This is a genomic window from Methanoregula formicica SMSP (assembly GCF_000327485.1).
GTDB lineage: Archaea > Halobacteriota > Methanomicrobia > Methanomicrobiales > Methanospirillaceae > Methanoregula > Methanoregula formicica.
The window spans coordinates 2,618,883-2,639,865 of the sequence record NC_019943.1 but is presented as its reverse complement, the minus strand read 5'-3'; the positions used below and the strand labels follow the sequence as shown (position 1 = coordinate 2,639,865).

Annotated in this window: 26 protein-coding genes, 2 tRNA genes and 1 other RNA gene; 15 read left to right on the top strand and 14 right to left on the bottom strand. The window is 56.8% G+C overall.

Annotated features, from left to right (window positions below):
- Positions 1–10: 10 nt before the first annotated feature.
- The 3 genes from METFOR_RS13285 to arsB are packed head-to-tail and all read left to right on the top strand — an operon-like array spanning position 11 to position 2,272.
- Entirely contained in the window at positions 11–697 is a 687-nt protein-coding gene (locus METFOR_RS13285; protein ID WP_015286670.1) for a DUF166 family protein, read from the top strand.
- A gap of 46 nt (positions 698–743) precedes the next feature.
- Entirely contained in the window at positions 744–1,190 is a 447-nt protein-coding gene (locus tag METFOR_RS13280) for a C-GCAxxG-C-C family protein (RefSeq protein WP_015286669.1), read from the top strand.
- An 8-nt stretch (positions 1,191–1,198) separates the two neighbouring features.
- Positions 1,199–2,272 (top strand): ACR3 family arsenite efflux transporter, encoded by a 1,074-nt coding sequence (gene arsB, locus METFOR_RS13275; RefSeq protein WP_015286668.1) that lies wholly within the window; start codon positions 1,199–1,201, stop codon positions 2,270–2,272.
- Positions 2,273–2,355: 83 nt separating this feature from the next.
- Here arsB and METFOR_RS13270 read toward each other — a convergent pair whose 3' ends face one another.
- Positions 2,356–3,267 (bottom strand): cation diffusion facilitator family transporter, encoded by a 912-nt coding sequence (locus tag METFOR_RS13270; protein ID WP_015286667.1) that lies wholly within the window; start codon positions 3,265–3,267, stop codon positions 2,356–2,358.
- Between the two features lie 64 nt (positions 3,268–3,331).
- Here METFOR_RS13270 and METFOR_RS13265 point away from each other — a divergent pair, with 64 nt between their 5' ends.
- A complete protein-coding gene (locus METFOR_RS13265) occupies positions 3,332–3,724 on the top strand; it encodes a winged helix-turn-helix transcriptional regulator (RefSeq protein WP_015286666.1) in 393 nt (130 codons plus the stop codon).
- A gap of 59 nt (positions 3,725–3,783) precedes the next feature.
- Here the strand turns inward: METFOR_RS13265 and METFOR_RS13260 are convergent, their stop codons facing one another.
- Positions 3,784–4,041 carry a ribbon-helix-helix domain-containing protein gene (locus METFOR_RS13260; protein WP_015286665.1) on the bottom strand — a complete coding sequence of 86 codons (258 nt, stop codon included), beginning with the start codon at positions 4,039–4,041 and terminating at the stop codon, positions 3,784–3,786.
- 232 nt (positions 4,042–4,273) lie between these two features.
- On the opposite strand from METFOR_RS13260, the gene METFOR_RS14725 reads away from it, so the two are divergent.
- Positions 4,274–5,086, top strand: a complete 813-nt coding sequence (locus tag METFOR_RS14725; RefSeq protein ID WP_015286664.1) for a response regulator — start codon at positions 4,274–4,276, stop codon at positions 5,084–5,086.
- 117 nt (positions 5,087–5,203) lie between these two features.
- On the opposite strand, the gene frhB is transcribed toward METFOR_RS14725, so the two are convergent.
- The 5 genes from frhB to mptA all read right to left on the bottom strand — a co-directional run bounded on the left by frhB (position 5,204) and on the right by mptA (position 10,140).
- Positions 5,204–6,130 (bottom strand): coenzyme F420 hydrogenase subunit beta, encoded by a 927-nt coding sequence (gene frhB, locus METFOR_RS13250; RefSeq protein ID WP_015286663.1) that lies wholly within the window; start codon positions 6,128–6,130, stop codon positions 5,204–5,206.
- 11 nt (positions 6,131–6,141) lie between these two features.
- The gene (gene frhG, locus METFOR_RS13245; RefSeq protein ID WP_199483994.1) at positions 6,142–6,900 is read right to left on the bottom strand and encodes a coenzyme F420 hydrogenase subunit gamma; all 759 of its coding nucleotides are present in this window, start codon (positions 6,898–6,900) and stop codon (positions 6,142–6,144) included.
- 43 nt (positions 6,901–6,943) lie between these two features.
- Entirely contained in the window at positions 6,944–7,474 is a 531-nt protein-coding gene (frhD, locus tag METFOR_RS13240; protein WP_015286661.1) for a coenzyme F420-reducing hydrogenase, FrhD protein, read from the bottom strand.
- Between the two features lie 10 nt (positions 7,475–7,484).
- A complete protein-coding gene (frhA, locus tag METFOR_RS13235; RefSeq protein WP_015286660.1) occupies positions 7,485–8,852 on the bottom strand; it encodes a coenzyme F420 hydrogenase subunit alpha in 1,368 nt (455 codons plus the stop codon).
- Between the two features lie 292 nt (positions 8,853–9,144).
- A complete protein-coding gene (mptA, locus tag METFOR_RS13230) occupies positions 9,145–10,140 on the bottom strand; it encodes a GTP cyclohydrolase MptA (protein ID WP_015286659.1) in 996 nt (331 codons plus the stop codon).
- Positions 10,141–10,231: 91 nt separating this feature from the next.
- On the opposite strand from mptA, the gene ilvC reads away from it, so the two are divergent.
- The 3 genes from ilvC to METFOR_RS13215 all read left to right on the top strand — a co-directional run bounded on the left by ilvC (position 10,232) and on the right by METFOR_RS13215 (position 12,592).
- Positions 10,232–11,221 carry a ketol-acid reductoisomerase gene (gene ilvC / locus METFOR_RS13225; RefSeq protein ID WP_015286658.1) on the top strand — a complete coding sequence of 330 codons (990 nt, stop codon included), beginning with the start codon at positions 10,232–10,234 and terminating at the stop codon, positions 11,219–11,221.
- Between the two features lie 151 nt (positions 11,222–11,372).
- Complete coding sequence (locus METFOR_RS13220; RefSeq protein WP_015286657.1) at positions 11,373–11,858, top strand: flavodoxin family protein; 486 nt, start codon at positions 11,373–11,375, stop codon at positions 11,856–11,858.
- Positions 11,859–11,977: 119 nt separating this feature from the next.
- The gene (locus METFOR_RS13215; protein WP_015286656.1) at positions 11,978–12,592 is read left to right on the top strand and encodes a translation initiation factor IF-2 subunit beta; all 615 of its coding nucleotides are present in this window, start codon (positions 11,978–11,980) and stop codon (positions 12,590–12,592) included.
- Positions 12,593–12,717: 125 nt separating this feature from the next.
- Here METFOR_RS13215 and METFOR_RS13210 read toward each other — a convergent pair whose 3' ends face one another.
- From METFOR_RS13210 to METFOR_RS13190, 5 genes are all read right to left on the bottom strand, one after another.
- Positions 12,718–12,993, bottom strand: a complete 276-nt coding sequence (locus tag METFOR_RS13210; RefSeq protein ID WP_015286655.1) for a DNA-directed RNA polymerase subunit L — start codon at positions 12,991–12,993, stop codon at positions 12,718–12,720.
- A gap of 68 nt (positions 12,994–13,061) precedes the next feature.
- Entirely contained in the window at positions 13,062–13,784 is a 723-nt protein-coding gene (locus tag METFOR_RS13205; protein ID WP_015286654.1) for an MBL fold metallo-hydrolase, read from the bottom strand.
- Position 13,785: 1 nt separating this feature from the next.
- Positions 13,786–15,060 carry an ATP-binding protein gene (locus METFOR_RS13200; protein ID WP_015286653.1) on the bottom strand — a complete coding sequence of 425 codons (1,275 nt, stop codon included), beginning with the start codon at positions 15,058–15,060 and terminating at the stop codon, positions 13,786–13,788.
- A 54-nt stretch (positions 15,061–15,114) separates the two neighbouring features.
- Entirely contained in the window at positions 15,115–15,990 is an 876-nt protein-coding gene (gene map, locus METFOR_RS13195; RefSeq protein ID WP_015286652.1) for a type II methionyl aminopeptidase, read from the bottom strand.
- Positions 15,987–17,114, bottom strand: a complete 1,128-nt coding sequence (locus METFOR_RS13190; protein WP_015286651.1) for a M24 family metallopeptidase — start codon at positions 17,112–17,114, stop codon at positions 15,987–15,989. Before METFOR_RS13190 ends, map begins: the two co-directional genes overlap by 4 nt.
- A 61-nt stretch (positions 17,115–17,175) precedes the next feature.
- Between METFOR_RS13190 and METFOR_RS13185 the strand changes: the two genes are divergently transcribed.
- The 7 genes from METFOR_RS13185 to METFOR_RS13160 all read left to right on the top strand — a co-directional run bounded on the left by METFOR_RS13185 (position 17,176) and on the right by METFOR_RS13160 (position 20,515).
- The gene (locus METFOR_RS13185) at positions 17,176–17,442 is read left to right on the top strand and encodes a hypothetical protein (RefSeq protein WP_015286650.1); all 267 of its coding nucleotides are present in this window, start codon (positions 17,176–17,178) and stop codon (positions 17,440–17,442) included.
- Positions 17,443–17,471: 29 nt separating this feature from the next.
- Positions 17,472–17,759 carry a hypothetical protein gene (locus METFOR_RS13180; RefSeq protein ID WP_015286649.1) on the top strand — a complete coding sequence of 96 codons (288 nt, stop codon included), beginning with the start codon at positions 17,472–17,474 and terminating at the stop codon, positions 17,757–17,759.
- A 109-nt stretch (positions 17,760–17,868) separates the two neighbouring features.
- A tRNA-Asn gene (locus tag METFOR_RS13175) sits at positions 17,869–17,941 on the top strand.
- A gap of 4 nt (positions 17,942–17,945) precedes the next feature.
- Positions 17,946–18,020 (top strand) — tRNA-Ile (locus METFOR_RS13170).
- A 109-nt stretch (positions 18,021–18,129) separates the two neighbouring features.
- Positions 18,130–19,161, top strand: coding sequence for a hypothetical protein (locus tag METFOR_RS13165; protein WP_015286648.1), 1,032 nt, complete (start codon positions 18,130–18,132; stop codon positions 19,159–19,161).
- 73 nt (positions 19,162–19,234) lie between these two features.
- Positions 19,235–19,545, top strand: an RNA gene (ffs, locus tag METFOR_RS15095) — signal recognition particle sRNA.
- A 13-nt stretch (positions 19,546–19,558) separates the two neighbouring features.
- Positions 19,559–20,515: a malate dehydrogenase gene (locus METFOR_RS13160; protein WP_015286647.1), complete on the top strand. Its 957-nt coding sequence runs from the start codon at positions 19,559–19,561 to the stop codon at positions 20,513–20,515.
- A gap of 28 nt (positions 20,516–20,543) precedes the next feature.
- Here the strand turns inward: METFOR_RS13160 and METFOR_RS13155 are convergent, their stop codons facing one another.
- On the bottom strand, positions 20,544–20,801 hold the full coding sequence (locus tag METFOR_RS13155) for an elongation factor 1-beta (protein ID WP_015286646.1): 258 nt from the start codon (positions 20,799–20,801) through the stop codon (positions 20,544–20,546).
- A 3-nt stretch (positions 20,802–20,804) separates the two neighbouring features.
- Positions 20,805–20,966 carry a zinc finger domain-containing protein gene (locus METFOR_RS13150; RefSeq protein ID WP_015286645.1) on the bottom strand — a complete coding sequence of 54 codons (162 nt, stop codon included), beginning with the start codon at positions 20,964–20,966 and terminating at the stop codon, positions 20,805–20,807.
- Positions 20,967–20,983: the final 17 nt, after the last annotated feature.

Here is a 20,983-nt window from a genome sequence, read left to right as displayed (position 1 = left end):
GTGAATATCTGTGAAGATCGGTATTGTAAGCGATGGGAAGTTTGGCGACCGGGCATTCGAGATCATAAAAGAGAAGTTCCCCACGGAATGGATACCGGCGCCTTTCATCCAGAGCCCGATTGCCGATGATATCGAACTCGCCCTTCCGGAGTGCGATCTCTACATCTCCTATGTCCGCCACCCGGATGTCGCGCTCGCGGTCATCGGGAAGAAAAAGCCGGTTATCCTTGGCGTCAGTTTCGGCCCCGGGTTCCTCCGGCAGGCAAAGGCGATCAACGAAGATATCATTGCACCACCGACCATGTGTTCGCTTGAGGACAATACCTGGGTACCAGAGATTAACGAGTTCGCAAAGGTATTCGGGAAGCCGCAGTTCGATGTGAAAATCCGTGACGACGGAACAATCGATACTGTCAGGGTACTTCGGGGATCTCCCTGTGGCTCTACCGTTGCGGCAAGCGCGGAACTGCCCGGGACACAGATCAGCGAAGAACAGCTCCGGCACTACGGTCTTCGGATCTGCCACTTCTGCCGGGCTCCCCGGCTCGGGAAGACCTGCGACAAGGAAGTTTCGGGGCTTTTCCATATCCGGGAGCTGGTGCGGTCGGTGAATGCCGTAAACCCAAAAGCCAGTGAAGGAGTGAAGGCATTTGTCGAAGGCCTTGAGAACGTTATCGAAGAGCGGATGGCCCGGTGAGGCGTCTTTATAATGCAATACCGGGACAATATTCCGGAGAAGTGACATGTCCAAAGCCGATGATGCACACCGCTTGTTCCTGAAGAGGTTCACCTGCTCGGCCTCAGTCTTCTCCGCGTTCTCCGGGGAACTGGGGCTTGATCCGGATACGGCAAAGAAGATTGCCTGCGGATTCGGGGCCGGGATATCGAAGACCGGGAACATCTGCGGGGTGGTCTCCGGCGCGATCATGGTCATCGGTCTGAAGTACGGCAAGTGCGTGGAAGGTGACGACGCAGCGACCGGGAAGACGCGGGCGCTGACACAGGCGTTCATCGCTGAGTTCACGAAGAAGAACGGGTCCATCAACTGCACGGAGCTGCTCGGGTACAACCTGAGCAACCCGGAGGAGTATGCGCAGGCGCGGGATGAGGAAATTTTCGTCACGAAATGCCCGGCCATGGTAAGGGATGCGGCAGACATTCTTGAAACTATCCTGAAAACCGGGGAGTGAACCAAACCATGACAACAATAAAACAACTCGCATTTCTTGACCGCTACCTGACAGTCTGGATCTTTCTCGCAATGGCGGTCGGTATCGCTATCGGCTACTTCTCGCCCGGGGTTCCCGCGATGATCACCGGCCTCTCGGTGGGGACAACGTCGATCCCGATTGCCATCGGGCTCATCCTCATGATGTACCCGCCGCTCGCGAAGGTGAAGTACGAGGAACTCAGGAATGTCTTCCGGGACACAAAGGTCCTTGGCCTCTCGGTTGTCCAGAACTGGGTCGTGGGCCCGGTCCTGATGTTCGTCCTTGCCGTGGTCTTCCTCCGTGACCAGCCGCTCTTCATGTACGGCCTGATCCTTGTCGGGATCGCCCGGTGCATCGCGATGGTCATAGTCTGGAACGACCTTGCCGGGGGCGACTGTGAGTACTGCGCAACGATCGTGGGGCTCAACTCACTCTTTCAGGTCTTCTTCTACTCGGTGTATGCCTGGTTCTTCATCACATACCTGCCCCCCTTGCTCGGTATCGGAGCTGGATCTGCGGTGAACATCACGATCCTTCAGATCGCGACCAGCGTCTTCATCTACCTCGGCATCCCGTTCCTTGCCGGAATGATAACGCGGTACGCCCTGCTCCGCGTGAAGTCGAAGGAATGGTACGAGCAGTCCTTCATCCCGAAGATCTCGCCCGTCACGCTTATCGCCCTGCTCTTCACCATCATTGTCATGTTCTCACTCAAGGGCGAGTATATCGTGAATGTCCCGCTTGACGTGGTCCGGGTCGCGATCCCGCTGCTCATCTACTTCGTCATCATGTTCTTTGCCAGTTTCTGGATGTCCTGGCGCCTCGGCGTTGACTACGGGAAGTCCGCGTCGCTCTCGTTCACTGCTGCGTCCAACAACTTCGAACTCGCCATCGCGGTCGCCATCGCGGTCTTTGGCATTGCATCTCCGGCAGCGTTTGCCACCGTCATCGGCCCGCTTGTTGAGGTGCCGGTACTGATCGGGCTTGTCAACGTGGCGCTGTGGTTGAAGGAGAAATGGTACAATGGGCAGCAAGCCGGATCATTTGGATGCAACCCGTGATCCTCAACAACCCTCTCAACAATTTCTTCTGAACAACTACGGTTGGCCACAATCCTCTTGCGAAGGTATGCCGGAGCAAGAGGTCAGTCTCTCAGCTCCCGCACCAGCCGGCAATCCTCACACTCGCGGCACTCGAACTCCAGCGTCGAATGCTTGATCCGGAACCTCTCCAGCCGGTGTTTTATCTCCGCTTTGATCCCATCCAGCCGGCGCACATCAGTCTCGCAGGAGTACACGTGGGCGTCGAGCACATTGATGTTCGAACAGAGACTCCAGAGATGGACGTTGTGAACGCCATCAACGCCCGGCACGGATTCCATCTCCCAGATCACCTCATCCATATCGATCCCCCGCGGCGCGAACTGGAGGAGGATGGAGAAGGATTCCCGCAGGAGCGAGAATGACGATACCAGGATAAGGAGGGAGATCGCGATACTGAGGATGGGATCGGCAAGGGTCTGGCCGGTGAAGGCGATCCACAGGGCAGCCGCTATCACGGCAACCGAGGAGATGGTGTCGGCGAGCACGTGGAGGAACGCGCTCTTCACGTTCAGGTCATGGCTCCCGTGCAGGAAATACATCGAGACGACATTGGCGGCAAGGCCAATCACCGCAACGCCGAGCATGATCCCGCTGTCGATGGGCTGTGGGTGGAGAAACCGCTCGTAGGCCTCCCGGATGATCAGGGCGCTCACGAGAATGAGAGCGAACCCGTTCACCACGGCAACCCCGATCTCCACGCGGTGGTAACCGAATGTTCGCGATGGCGTGGGCAGCCGCTCGGCGATGACGATGGCCCCAAGCGAGAGAAGGAGCGCCGCCACATCCTGGAGCATGTGTGCTGCGTCACCGAGCAGGGCAAGGGATCCTGAGAGAAGCCCCCCGGCAACCTCGGCGAAGAAGATCGTTGCGGTGAGGCCGATGGCAATGAGGAGCGACCGTTTGGGCAGGGGGCCCCTGTGGCAGTACTCTTCCTCATGGGGGTGGTCGTGCATCGATAGGTAGTATCAATTTAATAGTTAATGAGCAGAAACGTTCCGTGAGAGATAGGTAGTATTCATGAGGAAATCGCAGCCCGACCATACCGACATCTGTTTCTGCCCACTATCAGGCCTCCTCGATGTCCTGGCAAAGAAGTGGGCGCTCCTCATCATCGCAATCCTTGGCAATGAGGGCGAAAAGGGATTCAATGAACTGAAAAAGGAGCTTGGCAGCATCAGCCCCAAGCCCCTGTCTGATACACTGAAGAGCCTGGAAGGGACAGGGCTCGTGCACAAACGCATTCTTGCGACCTCACCCCCCAGTGTGAAGTACTCGCTCACTCCTGATGGCTGGCAGTTCCGCGAGTACCTTATCCCGATACTGGTCTGGGTCTCGGAACGGGGCGGCAAAGATCAGCCCGGGTGCCCGATCCACAGATCTCCTCATAGAAACTCAAATAATCCAAAGTAAACCAATGTGAGGAGACCTTCTTGAACTGATGTAATCTCTCTTGTAGGTTTTTTACAACCTCACCTTTCCCGTGAGTCCAGAATATCATTGATCAGGCAGGTCAGGTATTCCTTCCCCTCATTGGAATTCAGCCATTCAGCGATCTGGGGCTTCACGTCGGCAGGGTGGCTCTCAAAAAAAGTGCGCAATGCCGCAGTAATGAGATCATTACGCGAGGCGAATTCTCCCATCTCAATTGCCGTGTTGATCTTCAGTAGCAGGTCATGGGGACACTTATACGATATTTGTTCTTTTGGTTTGCCTTGAATCGGCGGCATTCATGTAAGAATGCAATGGATATGTTAATTCTTTTTGTAATTCTTATGAACCTTTAGAGAAACTTTTTATTATATAATCTTGAATTTTCTTGTAATATGAAATTTGCTGAAATATTTTTAACGCAATCCGTACAGGGCAACGATCTGTTATTAACTATCAAGTCCCGCACAAAACGGCTTTGGAGTTGCTGGTGGAAATGTCATCCTGAAACAGATGCGGGCGGGTACCAGGATGATCTCAGTTCTTTATGTTGACGACGATTCGGGTCTGCTGGATCTCACAAAACTGTACCTTGAGGAGACTGGGGAGATCCATGTCGATACTGCAACATCTGCCCGCCAGGCGCTGGATATGTTCAGACATCAGGAATATGATGCCGTCATATCCGATTGCCAGATGCCTGTTATGGATGGGATCGAATTCCTGCGGCTCATCCGTAGCAGATATCCGTTACTTCCGGTTATCATGTTTTCCGGTAAGGATCGTGATGAACTGGCGATGGCGGCTTTTGAAAGTGGGGCGGATTCTTATCTCCGGAAAGGCGGCAATCCGAAAGTCATGTTTGCGGAGTTGTCGCATACCATAATAAAAGCAGTTGAACGGTACTTGGCACAGAAGGCTCTGGCAGAGATCGCGATCCGGCTCTTCCGGGAGATCCAGAATGCATCGGATTTTGTTGTTTTCTATAACAACCAGGGCCGGGTTATCTACAATTCCCCATCAACAACAGATATTCTCGGGTATCCGGATCGGTTCTTCGTCGGGCAACACTTCGGGGATCTTATTCATCCGGATGATCGTGCATCGGCACTCTCTGCATTCGATCAGGTATGCAGCGGGAAAAAAACCGGCCTGCCGTTTGGATTCCGGGTGCGGAAATCCAATGGAAATTATCTAGATATAGATACTAGTTTCATGAATCTTATCGGAATTCCCGGTTTAGATGGGATCGTTCTCACAGCGTGGCCCTCCCTGAAAAAGGATCGCCTTACCCAAATCGATCCGGAAGAACGGTGCGCGAGATCATATGCCGCGCGTGAATAAATCTTCAAGAAATGGTGTCAATACCAGATTCGGGCCTGATGACCTTCACACGGTTCGAAGATTCTGATGAATCTTCTCATGACTCGGGTTCTTTGAACCCACGTTAAAAGAAAAAATTTAGATGTAGGGGTTCCTGAGTGCCTTGCCGACACCGAAGGTCTTGCGAGCCTCGAGGGTTGCCTTGTTCTTCGTGATCTTCTCGTTGGCGAGCTTGGTCACGAGTTCAAGGCCGGGCTTGACCTTCTCGATGGGCTGGGTCTCGAAGACGCCTGCTGCCATTGCCTTGGCCCAGACCGAGTCACCGATCTTGGACCTGACAAAGACGGTGCTCCAGCCGTCGGGGCTGCCGACAGAGCCGGTGGAGATGTCACCGAGGTTTGCAACATAGTCAAGGCAGACGTGGCAGCCGGGCTGCTCGTACTTGTGGGTCACCTTGAGCGGAAGCTGGACGACCTGTCCGCGCTTGCCGTATACCCAGAACTTGCCCTTGCCGATCTCCATCTTCTTGACGGACTCGAGCTTCATCGCAGCGTGGTCTTCCACGAGCTGGAGGATGCTCTGGTAGGGGAAGTTCTCCATGCAGAAGATACCTACCGCGAGGGCGATGCTTGCGCCGACATCCCTGAACCCGATCGGGTAGAGCTGGGCCTTCCGGACAGCCTGCATCTGGCACGGGGTGCCGACGATACCGATCTTGTCCAGGCCGAATGCACGGGTTGCCTCCTTTAAGAGTGCAACGTTCGGGCTGATGTTGTACTTGGTACCTGCTGCTGCAAGCAGCTCAGCCTTGGTGTTGACGATCGCCGGGATGGGTCTCCAGGGCTCGATCATGTCGAAGTTCGAGTTGTCGAGCATGACCTTGGAGGGGTTCTTTGCTGCGAATTCCTTGCTTGCTGCAACGATGGCGCCGTCGATGATGCCCTCTTCGAGTGCATAGGCAAAGAGTGAGGTAACGATACCGCCATCCTGGGCGTGCTTGAGAAGCTCCTTGTCGGTGCTCCGGGCTGAGACGACTGATTTGTATTTACCGAGTTCTGCTCCCATGTTAATCACCTTCACTGGAGTGCCGCCATAATGGCCTCGTTGATCGCCTCGTAGTTCTCAACCACGTCGAAGCTGAAGAAGCTCCGCGGGCACTGGCTGTAGCACGCGCCGCACTTGATGCACAGGTCGCGCTCGCCCTGGGGCTTGCCGTACTCCATCGTGATTGCATTGACCGGGCAGGCTGCCGCACAGGTTCCGCAACCCATGCACAGGCCCTGGTTGATGACCTGGGTCATCAGTTCGCAGAAGCATGCCTCGTTCTTCTCCGTGAGTTTCATCAGCGGGGTCAGGAATGCCGTTGCGAGGTCCTTCTGTTCCTTGGTTCCCTTGAGGAGCAGGTATGCCATGACCGCGACGTTCCGGATCATCTGGGGGGTCGGTGCGCATCCGGGGATGAACACGTCGACCTTGATCAGGTCGCCGATCGGCAGGTATGCCTCGTGGGCGGGCTGGTTCTGCTGGCCGCCACGGGAGAACCGGGTGATGTTGCCGTAGCAGGCGCAGCCGCCGAGGGCGACAACGATTGCTGACTTCTCACGGGTCTCCTTGATCTCCTGCACTGCGAGTTTGTCGTTAATACAGACTGAACCCTCGACGAACGAGACATCGACCTTCTGGATGTGCCTTGCGTCTGCAAGTGTCGGCATATACTTCAGGTCGACATACTTGTCGAGGAGTGTTAATAATCCGGCATAGTTGTCTGCTAATGCTACAGTACAACCAGTGCACCCACTGAGGTGGGTGTAGCCTAATGTAATCTTGTCTGCCACAGGCTTAACCTCCTTTTTAGTTTCTGCTGGTTTTGATGCTACGCTAGCGGGCTTTTGCGGCTCTGCGCTCGCGTCCTTCTTCTTGAAGATTGATAGTAGTCCCATAATCCACTCCAATTTCAGCGAGTACTACCTGGATTGCTTTCGGGATCGCGCTCTGGACCTCATCTGAAAGACCCATCTCGACCTCGGCATCTCCCTTCTTGATGGCCTTTGCCGGCTGGCAGAGGACAACGGTCGTATCAATCTCGTCTTTGATACGGCAGAGCTGGTCGACACCGTCCCAGGAATGGGGGTCCACGTAGGCGCCCGGCTTGAGTTCCTTACCGGACATCTTCGATACCGATCCGGGTGGTGCATTGAAATCGGCAATATCGACAACGATAAGCTTCTTCGTCACTTCAGGGTCGAGGAAATTAAAAATAAAGTGCGGGGCGCCAGCGCCACCGTCCAGTATTGTTACATTGTCGGGAAGTGTGAGCTTCTCCATCTCCTCGATCACAGCGGGGCCGAAGCCGTCATCGCCGAACAGGGGGTTTCCGCACCCCACGATTACGATCTCCGAATACAGCATCAGGTGCAACTCACTGGATGAGCTTCTGAGCCACTACCTTGTTTTCTTCGTCCAGAACGATCATGTGGGTTGCACATGAGACACACGGGTCGTACCCGCGCATGATGACCTCGGCGAGCTGCCAGGGTGCGCCACGGAGGGCTGCACTGCAGGTCGCAAAGTTCCAGGTGGTCGGGACGAGCATGCTGAAGTACTGGACCTTCCAGTCCTTGACGCGTGCAAGGTGGACATCGGTTCCACGGGGTGCCTCGTTGGATGCCCAGCCGAGGGTGCCGTCGCCGTCGGGGATGTAGTCTGCAACGACCTTACCGGCAGGGTTGAGCTCGTCAAGGCAGTCGATCATCTCGTAGAAGCAGTCCTGGTACTCCATCTCACGGGCAATGTTCTGGGCAACGGTACCCTTCTCGTCAAAGTTCTTGTAGGTGACGAGACGGGCGCGGGGGCCAACTTCAACGGGCTGGCCGTCGTACATCGGGATGCCGGTGCAGGCCTCCATCTGCGGGTTGACCTTGGTTCCCACCTTGGTTGTTCCGCCGATCGGGTAGCGGGGCTCCTCGAGGTCGACAGTCATCTCACCCATATACCAGTCCCACGGGCGGACTTCCTTGAACCGGCGGATGTCCCAGGAGGGGCACTCGTCGAGGCTCGAGGATCCGTAGAATGCATGGGTTGCAAGGTAGCCCTGGTTGTGGTAACCGAGGGTCTTGGGGAGCGGGACCTTCATGCCGCCGACATCGACATGCTCGCGGGCCTGGTAGTTGCGCAGGACTGCGATCATGAAGTCTGCCTGCTGGTGGGCAAGGACAAGTCCTTCCTTTGCAAGGTCGTACATCTTGGTCTTAGCCTGTTCCGAGACATTGCGGTACATACCACCGACGCGGGTGTTCCGCGGGTGGATGCAGTCACCGGCCGCGATCTGGCCGATGGTCTGGCCGATCTCACGGAGGCGCTGGATGCGCTTTGCAACGGAGCGGACGGGCTCCTCTGCCGTGAACGGGTTGATCTTGGTCTCGGTGCCCGGGATGTAAAGGTCGGGCAGGATCAGGATGTCGTGCAGTGCAATGCTGTGACACCGGTTTGCGAGCTGGAGAATGTGACGGAGCATCAGTGCGTCCTTCGGGATCTCGCACTTGATGGATGCTTCCATTGCTTCGGTAGCCGCGAGGTTGTGGGCAATCGGACAGATACCGCAGACACGGGATGCAATCTTGGGGACCTGCTCGGGGGTCTTGCCCACGGCAAGCTTCTCGACTCCACGGACCGGGGTGATGGAACACCAGTTGCCGGTCTCGATGATGCCCTGGTCGTTGACCTTGAGCACCAGCTTGGAGTGTCCCTCATGTCTTGTGGTTGGGGAAATCTCTACAACTTTCGACAATATTATCGCCTCATGTTATGTTGTTCTAATTTCTGTACAAAATTAACTCTATACATCTCTCATCTCTAGAGATTGGTGAGCGTACAAAGTACGTTCATCTCTATCTTGATCCATCCGTTTTATAATCTTTATGAAATGTGTTCCCGCCGGAAAAAAGCATAAACCTGCGTTATTTTCGCCGCATGTGCCAAAAAAAGGGAGTTCCGGAATATTCGACGAAAAAGTAAGACGAACGCGAAAATAAATGCAAATTTTTTAACTTTGTAATTATTTTAAAAGGATTTTACAGTTTTTAACCGCTCTCGTGCCGTTCGCCGTTCAATTCATCGACCAATTCGGCAATCGTGGCTTTTCGTTCGGCATAGGCATCGTGCTGGTGGATACTCTCCTCGTTGGTCTGCTTGATCGTGACCACGGAATCCCCGCTCAGGTACTCGAATTCAGCCAGAACTTTTCGTGCCATCTCCCGTACGCAGTCCTCCACGAACCGGGGATTTTTGTGCGCGGCCAGAACAACGGCTCCTTCATCGCCGCGTTTTAAGAGTTCGTAGATCCCGCTGCTCATGGACTCCTTTAAGATGTGGATGACCCGCTCAAGGTCAACATGCTGGTCGTCATCGGTTTCGATACACAGGAAACCCTTGCCGCGCTGGTTGTGGGTGGCCATCGGGACTTCCGCGAAGAACGCATCGATCTTGTCCTTGGGGACGTCGATGCCTTCGAGGACCCGCATCGCCCGCTCCTTCATGATGTTCTGTGCGCAGGGGCAGGCCGTCATGCCGGTGACCTCGGCACCGATGCTCTTTCTCACGATCGGTGCGCGGAACGTTCGCCGGGCGATTGCCCGGGCATGTACCTTGACGACCTCATGGCAGGCAGTCTTGCTGATCGGGGTCTCGCGCTTGACCATGAACTCGCTGCGCATCAGGACTTCCGTTCGGTCTGCGTACTCATGACGGTCGAGGAGTTTCCGGGCAACAACGCTGCAGAGCTGTTCGATCTGGTTGACGTCCCCGTCAATTGCCTGCTGGAGGACCTCGTCGATCACCTCGAAGTTGCGCGAGAGGTTCGCTCCCTTGAGGCTCCCGGGGAGGTCGACGTAGACATCGAAGTTGGAGATGAAGATGACCGGGCGCTTTCCGGTGCGGTGCACTTCAACGAGTTTTTTGACGTTCTTTACTCCAACTCTCGTAAGGTTGATCCGGACATCGGGCGAAGAGGCCTGGATATCCGGCAGTTCACGGGTAAATGCTTTGTCAGGGGTCTGATCTGATGCTTTGCGGCTAATAGGTCATCGCATCCATAAAATTTTCGTGTGTCTCTTTAGTTTTTTCATATAATATTTATGTGCTTTGTTGCTGATATCAAAGGGATCATCTATGATGAAAAAATATTATGAGGCAGATGCTGACCTCGGCGTTTTAAAAGGCAAGAAGATCGCCGTGATCGGCTACGGGTCGCAGGGCAGAGGGCAGTCGCTGAACTTACGGGACAGCGGGCTCGACGTTGTCATCGGCCTGCGCCCCGGCAGGAGCTGGGACGCCGCAACGAAGGATGGCATGAAAGTGATGAAGGTCGCCGATGCGGTCAAGGCGGCAGACATCATTCAGATCCTTCTTCCGGACGAGCACCAGGGTGCAGTGTTCAGAAGCGAGATCCTGCCTCACCTTGCGGAAAACAAGTGCCTCATGTTCTCCCACGGGTTCAACATCCACTTCGGCCAGATCGTGCCCCCCGCAAATGTTGATGTCATCATGGTCGCGCCCAAGGGCCCGGGTTTCATGGTCCGCCGCCAGTACGAGGAGGGCAAGGGAGTTCCCGCGCTCATCGCCGTCCAGCAGGACCACACCGGCAAGGCGCACAAGATCGCGCTCGCATACGCGAAGGGTATCGGCGCAACCCGCGCCGTAGTTCTCGAAACCAGCTTCCGCGAAGAAACTGAAACCGATCTCTTCGGTGAGCAGGCCGTCCTCTGCGGCGGGATGACCTCCCTTATCAAGGCCGGGTTCGAGACGCTGGTCGATGCCGGGTACTCCCCGGAGATGGCCTACCTTGAAGTGCTCCACGAGACCAAGCTCATCGTTGACCTCATCTACGAGGGCGGGCTCACCAACATGCGCAAGTACATCAGTAACACTGCGCAGTACGGCGACCTCACCCGCGGTCCCCGTGTCATCGGCCCCGAGGCCTACGAGGCAATGCAGGAGATCCTCGAAGAGATCCAGACCGGCCAGTTCGCCCGCGAGTGGATGCTCGAGAACATGGTCAACCGCCCGATGTTCAATGCCCTTACCAAAGCGGATGAAGAGCACCTCATTGAGGAAGTAGGAAAGGAAGTCCGGGGCATGATGCCCCAGTTCAAAAAGTGATTTCTCACGAAATTACTTTTTTCTCCCCTCGGAGAACGCTTGCGCGTTCCCTTGGGGTTCAAAAAATAATCCTCTTCGCTCTTTTTCCCATCCCGACATTTCCAACGAACATATCGATGCTTTTTCTTGTGGCGATCCCAATACTACCACAATGAACGTCTGCATCATCTACCATAGCGAGAGCGGCAACACCCGCCACGTGGCCCAGCATATCGCGGAGGCCTGCCGGGGGCAACTGGTCGAGGTGACCGACAGGACGGAATACGGCAGGCTGACCGGATTTCTGGTCCGGTGCAAGATGGCCCGCGGGGAGGAGACGACCGTTGTCGAACCCGGATCCATCGATGTCTCGGGCTATGACCAGCTGGTGTTCGGCTCGCCGGTCTGGGCCTTCAAGCCAACGCCCGCGATCCATGCGGCTATCGACACGCTGAAGGGATGCGAGGGTAAGCGCGCAACGGCGTTCTGCACCCACGGGGGAAAGCCCGGGCAGACGGCCGAGGTCTTCCAGAAGTGGATCGAGGCACGTGGCATGAAATGCGTGGGGAATAGCGGCATCCACCAGAAGGATATCGAGAACGAGAAGAAGACCCGCGAACTGATCGAGACACTGGTCAAGGACCTCCCCTCGGCCTGAACTTCAGCCGTCCGGTGCCGGCACCCGGGAATGAGGGCAGGTCACAGCGGGCCGGCCGGCTGACCTCCTTTTTCATTTGAGAAAGCCTTTTTGTCCGCCATCGCCTTTCTATATACACTATGACGGACCCGTACGAAAAACTCCTCAAAAAGGCATACTCCTCCATCACGGAGAAGACCGAGTCCTCGGAGCGGTTTGTTGTCCCCGAGGCAAAGGCCTATGTGGAAGGCAAGACGACCGTTCTTGAAAACTTCGCTGACATCGTCGGGAAGGTCCGCCGGGATCCCGACCACCTGATGAAGTTTTTGCTCGGCGAACTCGGGACCAGCGGCAAGATCGATGGGAACCGGGCGATTTTCAACGGCAAGTTCGAGATCCAGCTCATCAAGGCCATCTTCAAGAGTTATGTCGATGACTTCGTGATCTGTTCCGAGTGCGGCAAGCCGGATACCCGGCTCGTCAAGGACGACCGGGTGACGCTCCTCCGGTGCGATGCCTGCGGGAGCCACCGCCCGATACGGAAGCGGAAGGCCCGGACCGAACCGGTCTCGGAGAACCTCGAAGAGGGGCAGGTCATGGACGTCGAGATCCAGTCTGTCTCGAAGCGGGGCGACGGGGTTGTCAAGATGGGCCGGTATATCATGTACGTGGCAAATTCCAAACCCGGCCAGAAAGTAAAGATCAGGATCTCCCGTATCTCGGGGTCTATTGTCTTTACCGAACGGGCAGAATAAACCTTCGGCCAATACCTTTTTTACTGATGTCTCTTCCTTTCTGCCATTGTTGTCGGCAAGGGCCGGAAACAGCGGAAGATCAACGAATCGTAACGGGAAAAAAGTATTCCGGAAGGACCCGGTTTTTATGCCTTCGTCTTCTTGATGCCCTTGAGGATCTCGTCGCAGTGGCCGGTGATCCGCTTGCAGGCTTTCCTGATGATGGGAAGGGGGTTCTTCTTGTTCTTTGTCGTGACGAGCAGTTCCGGGTCCGAGAACTGGAACTCGATGGTATAGCGGGCGACGTCAACGTCGGGATCGCTTAAGATCTCCTCAACAAGGGCGTTCATGAACGTGTGCCCCTCCCCCTGGATGATGAGCCGCACCTTGTCCTTCTCGAGCGCGAGTACTTTTACAATCATGCACCTATGTTTGGGCACCTGTAAACTATTAAGGTATGGGTTAGCGGATCGCCCTTCTAAAAGGACGGTTACGGGAAGGTGAATGTATCCCCGTCCTTTGCCGTGTGCGGGAGGTCCCAGGGGATATGGTGGCTTAGGTGCATGCACCGGAATTCTTTGGGGGCCAGTTCGCCCGCCAGCGTACAGGCATCGAGATAGTTCATGTGCTTTGCTATGCTGTAGTGGGACGGGGCGAGAGCATCGAGCAGTAAAAGGTCCAGGCCGGAAAGAAGGTCGAGGCTCTTTTCCGGTATCTCCCGGTTGGTGTCCGAAGTGAACCCCACCCGCGAGGTCCCGGTCTCAAAGAGCATCCCGGTGGTGAATGCCGGGGGGTGTTTGACCATGAAGGGGGTGATCGTGATCCCGAACAGGGTAAACGGGATGTAGGGATCGACCGGGAACGTCGGGAAATTCAGGAACCGGAAGAATTCCTTACAGTACGAGAGGACCTGTGGTGCGGCATAGACCGGGGGGATCTGCTGGACACGGTAGAACTCGCCAAAGCCCATGAAGTGGTCATAGTGCCCGTGGGTCCAGATGACGGCATCGATATGCGGCGAACCGCAGCGCAGGAGCTGCTGTCGTAAGTCCGGCGAGGAATCGACAAGGAGGTGCTTTCCCCCGTTCTCGATCAACAGCGATGTGCGGAGGCGTGTCGCACCGGTCCGGTGCGCATGGGTGCACTGGAGGCAGTTGCACCCGATACGGGGAGTGCCGACTGCGTCACCGGTGCCAAGAAGCGTAATCTTCATATTATAACCAGTTCTGGTGCCGGATCGCCTCGCGGTTCCGCACCATGGTGATGCCCTTTTCGATATCGCTCTCCCGGATATCGTTCCTCTTGTCCATGAGCGCCGAGAGGATTGCCTCCTTGATCATCATGCGGAGGTCTGAACCGGAGAATCTTTCTGTCTTCTTTGCAAGGGCTGCGTAATCGACAGTGCAGTGGAGCGTTGAGGTAACCTTTTTCAATATGTCTTTCCGCATCCCCTCATCAGGAAGGGAGAACTCCACTACCTCGTCGAAACGCCGCCAGGCGGCTTCGTCCAGCAGCTGGGGGTGGTTCGTTGCACCGATCAGGAGGACGCCGTTCCGGATCAAGTTGATCCGGTCGATGTTCTTTAAGAGGGAGTTGACCGCCCGCTTCATGGCGCCATGGTCGTCGGTGGTGCGGCTCTTTGCCACGAAGTCGAACTCGTCGACAAACAGGATCGCTGGGGCGAGCTGCTTGGCCAGGTCGAAGATGCGGTCGATGTTCTTCGAGGTCTCGCCAAGGTACTGCGAGGTGACCATCGAGAGGCGGACTTCGAGGACCGGCATGTGCATGGTGCGGGACATGGCAAGGGCAAGCGAGGTCTTGCCGGTGCCGGGCGGCCCGACAAAGAGGAGCTTGCCGATCTCGTAGATCCGGTGCCGGTGGAGGAAGTCGCGGTGGTCGAGAGCGTGCTGGATCTTGTTGATGATAGCGATCTGGTCGTCCGTGCAGACCAGGTCGTCGATATGCTGTTCGATCTCGTCCGGGGCGCTAAGGATGACGAGGTCAAGCGCTCCCCGGAGTTTCTCGTCCTCGCTGATGAGTCTGGAGATCCGTGCATCCAGGTGGGCCTTGGTGTCTTCGAACGGGGGATTTACCTTCCGCACGTCCTTATAGGACACCCCGTTGGACCCGCCTATCTTCTCGAAATAGAAGGCAAGCGCCGGGTTCTTTTCGAGGAACGGCTTGCCCCCCTGCTTGAGGAACCACTGCCCGGCCGGTTCGAGGGCCGTGATCTTGAGCCGCTGGCCGAACTCCTCGTACGAGATGAAGGGATTTGCCACAAGTTTCGTGTGGGCGTCGGCAATGGAGAGGGCACGCTTGATCAGCCCGTCGCTGACATAGACCGGGCGCTTGATCTCGGAACCGGTGGCACCAAAGACATCGCGGCAGAGGGGCGTGATGTCGTTGATGTCAAGTTCGGGGTTCTGGTTGAAGATCTCGGCGGTCAGCACGATCTCCATGATACGCAGGGTGTCAGAGTCTCCGGACATGGCTGTAACCTTAATTAATCGGCGCCGGCATGCATAAGGTTTCTTGTCGGTCTCTTACCGGGTTGTCACCAGACAGCCATCGCTGGTCACAATGACCGTGTGCTCGTGCTGGGAGACAAGGGAGCCGGGGATGTCGGCAAGGACCGGGTAGACATGGAGCGTCCCCGATCGCACAAGCGCGGGAAGGGCGAGATCGAGTTTCTTCTCCAAGAGCCAGCGGCGGGAAAATGGCAGCCCCCTGCGGTCCCGGATCTTTTCAAGGATGGTGCGGCCTGCCGGAATGCGTACGGGGCGATTTGAGATCTGGGAATAGATCTCTGCCCGTGATTTCTCCCCTACGCGACCACTTCCCGTTGTCGCGAACGGCTCGATGGCAAAGACCATGCCTTCTTCAATCACGGTCCCCCCACCCGTACCGACATTGGGAATGGTCGGAGGGCCGTGCTGGACGTACTGGCCCAGCCCGTGGCCGGTGAGGTTGGAAACGGGGCGATACCCTCTCCTCTCGATCTCCTGCTGGATGGCGGCCCCCAGTGTCCCGGCATGCACACCGGGTTTTATTGCCCGGATCGCTGCTTCAAGGGCTTCCTTCGATGCGTCGAGCAGCAGCGAGTTGTTCCCGAGGTCGACCGTCACAGCGGTGTCGGCAATGTAGCCGTCGATCTGCACCCCGAGGTCGAGCTTGGCCACGTCCCCCTTATGGAAGACCCGTTCATCGCCCGGGGAAGCCGTGTCGTGCGCAGCGTCCTCGTTCAAGGAGAGGTTGAGCGGAAATGCAAGCGCTGCCCCCTCGTTTTTCACCCGCGCCTCAATGGATTCGACAAGATCGAGGTAGGATGCCCCAACCCGGATCCCCTGCGCACCTTCGCGGAGGATCCGCGATGCAAGGGAACCGGCAGTCCGGTAGTTCTCCAGGATGTCGTCCTTCACAGGACCAGCTCCTCGGAGAAGTGCGTGAAATTGGAGAAGCCCTTTGCAGTGACGGCTCCCATGTCCTCAAGCCGGACTCCGCCGGTGCCGGGATAGTACAGGCCCGGCTCGATGGTGATCACGTTCCCGGCACTCAGCTCCGTTCCTGCCGGTCCCACGGTCGGCAGCTCGTGCACCTGCAATCCCACGCCATGCCCGAGGTTGTGGGTGAATCCCCGGGTATCGCTCTCGTACCTGTGGTCTTTAAAGAAGTCCACGACTGCCTGGTAGACATCAGCCCCCGGCACGCCCGGTTTTATCAGCGATGTCGCGAGGTGTTTTGCCTCGCACAGGACATCGTACATCTCCCGGATCTCGTTCGAGGGTTCGCCCTTGACCACCGTGCGGGTCATATCAGCGTAATAGCCGCTCGCCTCCTCGACCGGGAAGAGGTCGATGATGATCGGCTCGTCTGCCCGCAGGGGTCCGGTGCCGGTGGCATGCGGGATTGCTGTGTCCCCGCCGCACGCAACGATGGTGTCAACTGCTGTGCAACCGCAGGACAGAAGATGGGTGTGCATGACGAAGCGGATATCTTCCGAGGTCAGGGGCTTGCCCTTAAGGGAAAGGATCCCTTTCTTAACCGTGGCCTTCCGGATCAGCTCAACGCCGAGACCGAGCGCAGTCTCGGTCACCTTCTGGACGCGGCGCATTGCGGCGATCTCGGCATGTGACTTCTCTGCCCGCATGGACAGGATCGTCCCGGAATCTACGATCACGGTGCAGTATTTCTCCAGTGCACGGGCTAGCCCGACCGGGAACTGGGGGGGGACGAGGATCTTCTTTCCGGCCTGCCCGGCAATCATTTTCGCTGTTGCGCGGAGCGGGTCTTTCTCTTTTTTTAAGATCTCCGGCAGGTGCGCTTCGGCCCGTGTCATCACTGCCGCAGGCGATTCGCGGGACGCGCGCCCGACTTCCATCTGGGAGATGATGATCGTATCTTTCCCCCCGGATTTCCGGAAAAAGACGAACGGGTCGCTTGTCACAAACTTCGTCATGTAGCGCATGTCCGCGTCGCGCGAGCTGGCATACATCACGTACGCATCCGCCCCGCTCTTCCTGATTGCCTCGGAAAGTGGATCCATCTGCCCGGAATATGTGCGGTGAAACGTCAAGTACTTTTATTCCGGAAGCACAATTGTTGCGATGGACCAGAATGCGAAAGACCAGTTCCGGTGGAAGTTTTATCACCTTGCCGTAGAGCTGAACATCATCATTCTCCTTGTCGCCGTATCTGTCCTCTTCTTCTTCCTCCTGCCGCAACGTCTTGAAACCTACCGCCTGCCCCTGATAGCTGTCATGCTGATTGTTGCAGCGCTCCTCTCCCTGGATTTCCGGAAGCGGTACCAGCTGACGAAGGCATGGCTTCATCAGCAACCAGAGAAAAAGGAAGATGTGGATAAGCCGGAGTAAGCCGGACCATTGAGGATGGGTGAGGGAAGATGCTTGAGAAGATGAAGGACGAGGTCGAACTGATCAGCCGCCATCTTGAGGTTGCCCGTGCCGTGGCGGATCACCAGCCGATAGGGATCATGAAGCTCTCCGAACTGTTACGGGAACCTTCGCACCGCATCCGGTATTCCCTCCATGTGTTGGAACAGCTGGGATATATCCGCGCATCTCCGGAGGGTGCCGTGGCAACGGCCCGGACCGTTGAACTCTTTACCCACTTGAACGAGGACCTTGACGACCTGATCCGGCTGATCGAATCGATGAAACGCGAGGAATGAGCAGGATGGGAGTAATCTCTGGCTTGCTCCTGCCGGATCTCCGGTCCTACGACCTTATAGTTACCTTTAAAAGTACTCAGAAAGAATCTATTAGGACGCGAAGACGCGTGCCTCCCTAACTCAGTTGGTAGAGTGTCGGACTGTTAATCCGAATGTCACAGGTTCGAGCCCTGTGGGGGGCGCTTGGGGCCCGTAGCTCAGTCCGGTTAGAGCGCCCGGCTCATAACCGGGCGGTCATGGGTTCGAATCCCTTCGGGCCCACTGCCCGGTTTTTCTCTTCCTTGTCCTATACGGCTGTTTCCTGCCGGGGTGTTTTTTGTGGAATACGATATGAAAACCTTTGTATTCCGGGACTTTGATAGAAAGCACCATGAAGTGTCCCGTGTGCGCAAGCGACTGCGTGAAGTCCGCGCGGGACATCCTCTCAACGCTCCCCACGGTTTTTCTTCCCTGCGCGGAATGCAGCATCCGCATGTTGGACAAGCGCCTCCCCCTGCCATCCATGGACTATGGCGAACCTTGTTCCTGCGGGAAGCGGTTCATCGATGAGGTCTTTGCCCATATCTGGGTGGTAATGGTGGAGGAAGGCGACCTCAAAAAGACCGACCCGCTCATCGCAGCAGGGTCGCCGCTTATCCACCCCGGGTTTGCGATGGACCGGCCGCCGTTCCTTCCCGAAAAATCGCTGGTCCTCCTCTCCTCCCGCGTGACAAAGAAGACCGCGGAACGGCTCATGCGGGAAGTCCCCGAGCTGCGCGGCGTTGTCAGGACGGGCGATTTTGTGCCGGGGCTTGCTGCCGCTGACGGGAACACGGTGCCCCGGGTCTACGAGCTCCTTGCCGGGTGCGATGTGCGGGCCGATGTCTTTCCCCTTGCAACCGGCCCGCTTGTCATGTACAAGCAGCAGTCGCTTGTCCATATCGAGTTCCCGCGGGCCGGTTACCCGAAGATCCGCTCCGTGCAGCAGCGCGTGGGGAGCCCGCCGGTGCCGTACTTCATTGATGCCTGTTCCGGTGTCGGGACCCTCGGCCTCACGGCAGCCTGCCTGGGCGTTCCCCGGGTGGTGATGAACGATGCCTGGTACGCGTCGGCGTTCTGGTCCGCGTTCAACCTCGAGGTGAACCGGGAGTACCTCTTTGTCGGCCGCATCCGGATCTTCGAGCAGGTCGAGGACATGGCAAAACACCCGGTGGTGAAAGAGCCGGTGAAGATCGCCGAGACGGAAGGTGATCAGGTCATCGAAGTCTACCAGGGGGATTTCCGCGAGCTTCCGCGCATTCTCGCGCCCGGACTTGTGCCCCTGACAGCACTGGACCTGTTCGAGAAGAAGGATGCGGCTGCAACCGCGAAGATCCGGAAAGAATGGCTGGACCGGGCCGGGGGAGAGGTCTTCATCCCGTGACGGGAAACCGCGTTTTGGTTCTCGCAATCGCGCTTGGAGTAACAAGCCTTTATTGGCCGGTGTACAAAAGTATATGGGGACTAGCCCGGGTGGCTCGGCGTCACTTGTTACCCGAAACCGTCGGTACGCGGGGGGCGAAGTTTGACCGAGGCTGCAACGGCCTGCGGGAGCCTGTGTGTTCTGACGTTGAAACCTCGTCCCATGAGGTCGATGGACAGTGTTCAAAATTCCGGAGGGAATGGCGACCTGTTGCTGCGGGGACCGGTTCAGGCCCGGAAGGGAGCAGACTAACCGCAGACATCCGGCGCCCATGGGGTAACGGGGCGGAGGATGAACGCTTTGGTGAACGCAGAAACGTACAGTCGACCGAGAACATGTCCCCACTCTTACGATTATCATGGTTAAGGTGACCATTGTCGGCGCAACAGGCAATGTCGGGATGTTTGCAGCACATGCCATCTCATCGATCCCGCACATCGACGAGATCCTGCTCCATGGCAGGCCCGGGCGCGAAGCCCTCTTAATGGGAATAACCCAGGACCTGATGGACTCGTTCGCTGCACGGGGCACGGACATCCGTGTCACTTGGACAACCGACTTGCACGATGCTGCCGGTTCGGATATTGTCGTTATCCTTGCCGGCGTTCCCCGGAAAGCGGGGCAGGACCGGCTCGACCTGGCGCTGGAAAATGCACGGATCGTGGCACCGATAGCAGAAACCATCGGCAAGGTCGCCCCGGACACCAAGCTCTTTGTGGTTACCAACCCGGTCGACGTGATGACCAGCGTTGCCCTGCGGTTTTCGATGTTAAAGCCCCACCAGGTCTTCGGCCTTGGCACCCACCTTGACTCGATGCGTTTGAAGGCCCTGATTGCATCTTACTTCCATGTCCATGTCAGCGAGGTGCATACCCGTATCATCGGCGAGCACGGCGACAGCCTTGTCCCCCTCTGGTCTGCGACCACCATCGGCGGTATCAAGATCTCGAACCTGCCGGAGTTCTCGCACTTACCGGTCAAGGATTTCATCGAATCCGTGAAATGCAGCGGTCACCGCATTATCCAGAACAAGGGTTCAACCGTTTACGGCCCGGGAGAAGCGATCGCAACCCTCGTGCGGACAATCCTGCTTGACGAGAACAGGATCCTCACTGTCTCTGCCTTCATCCACAGGGAAGTCCACTGCATCGGCAACATCTGTATCGGGGTGCCTGCCCGTGTCAACCGTCAGGGCGTGTTTCCCATCACCATCCGGCTTGACGAATCGGAAGTGATCGCGTTCCGCGATTCCGTGGAAAAGATCCGCGCAAGTACCGATTCAGTTATTAAAACGCTGGAACAGGAACGGCAATAAAACGAAAAAAAGAAACCCGGCTGACGTGTTATGTCAGGGTTACTTCGATAATCTCTGCCCGTTCGACGCCGGGAATAGCACCGATCGTCTTTTCGAGCATGTCTGTCTCGCCACCGGCATCGTTGACAATGGCGGCGAACTTGATGGCCTTCAAGCCAAAACCGATGGGCTCTTCCTTGACATCCTGGATGCCGGGGAGCTTCTCCTTCAGCGCTTTCTTGAGCTCATCGAGGTTGACCTCAGGTGACTCGGGCATGACCCGCATGATGACTGCGACACTGCCCATGACTTACGGTCCCCCGAATCCGCACTTGGGGCAGGTATAGGGGATGCTCTGCTCCCGGCACCGGTAGCACCGGCTGATCTCGACACCGCACGCGGGGCAACCGAATTCTGTTGCGCCCTCATCTGCAAGCGGGGCATTGCAGGACGTACACTTCTTATCTGACATGTTTGGCTCCTCCAGGG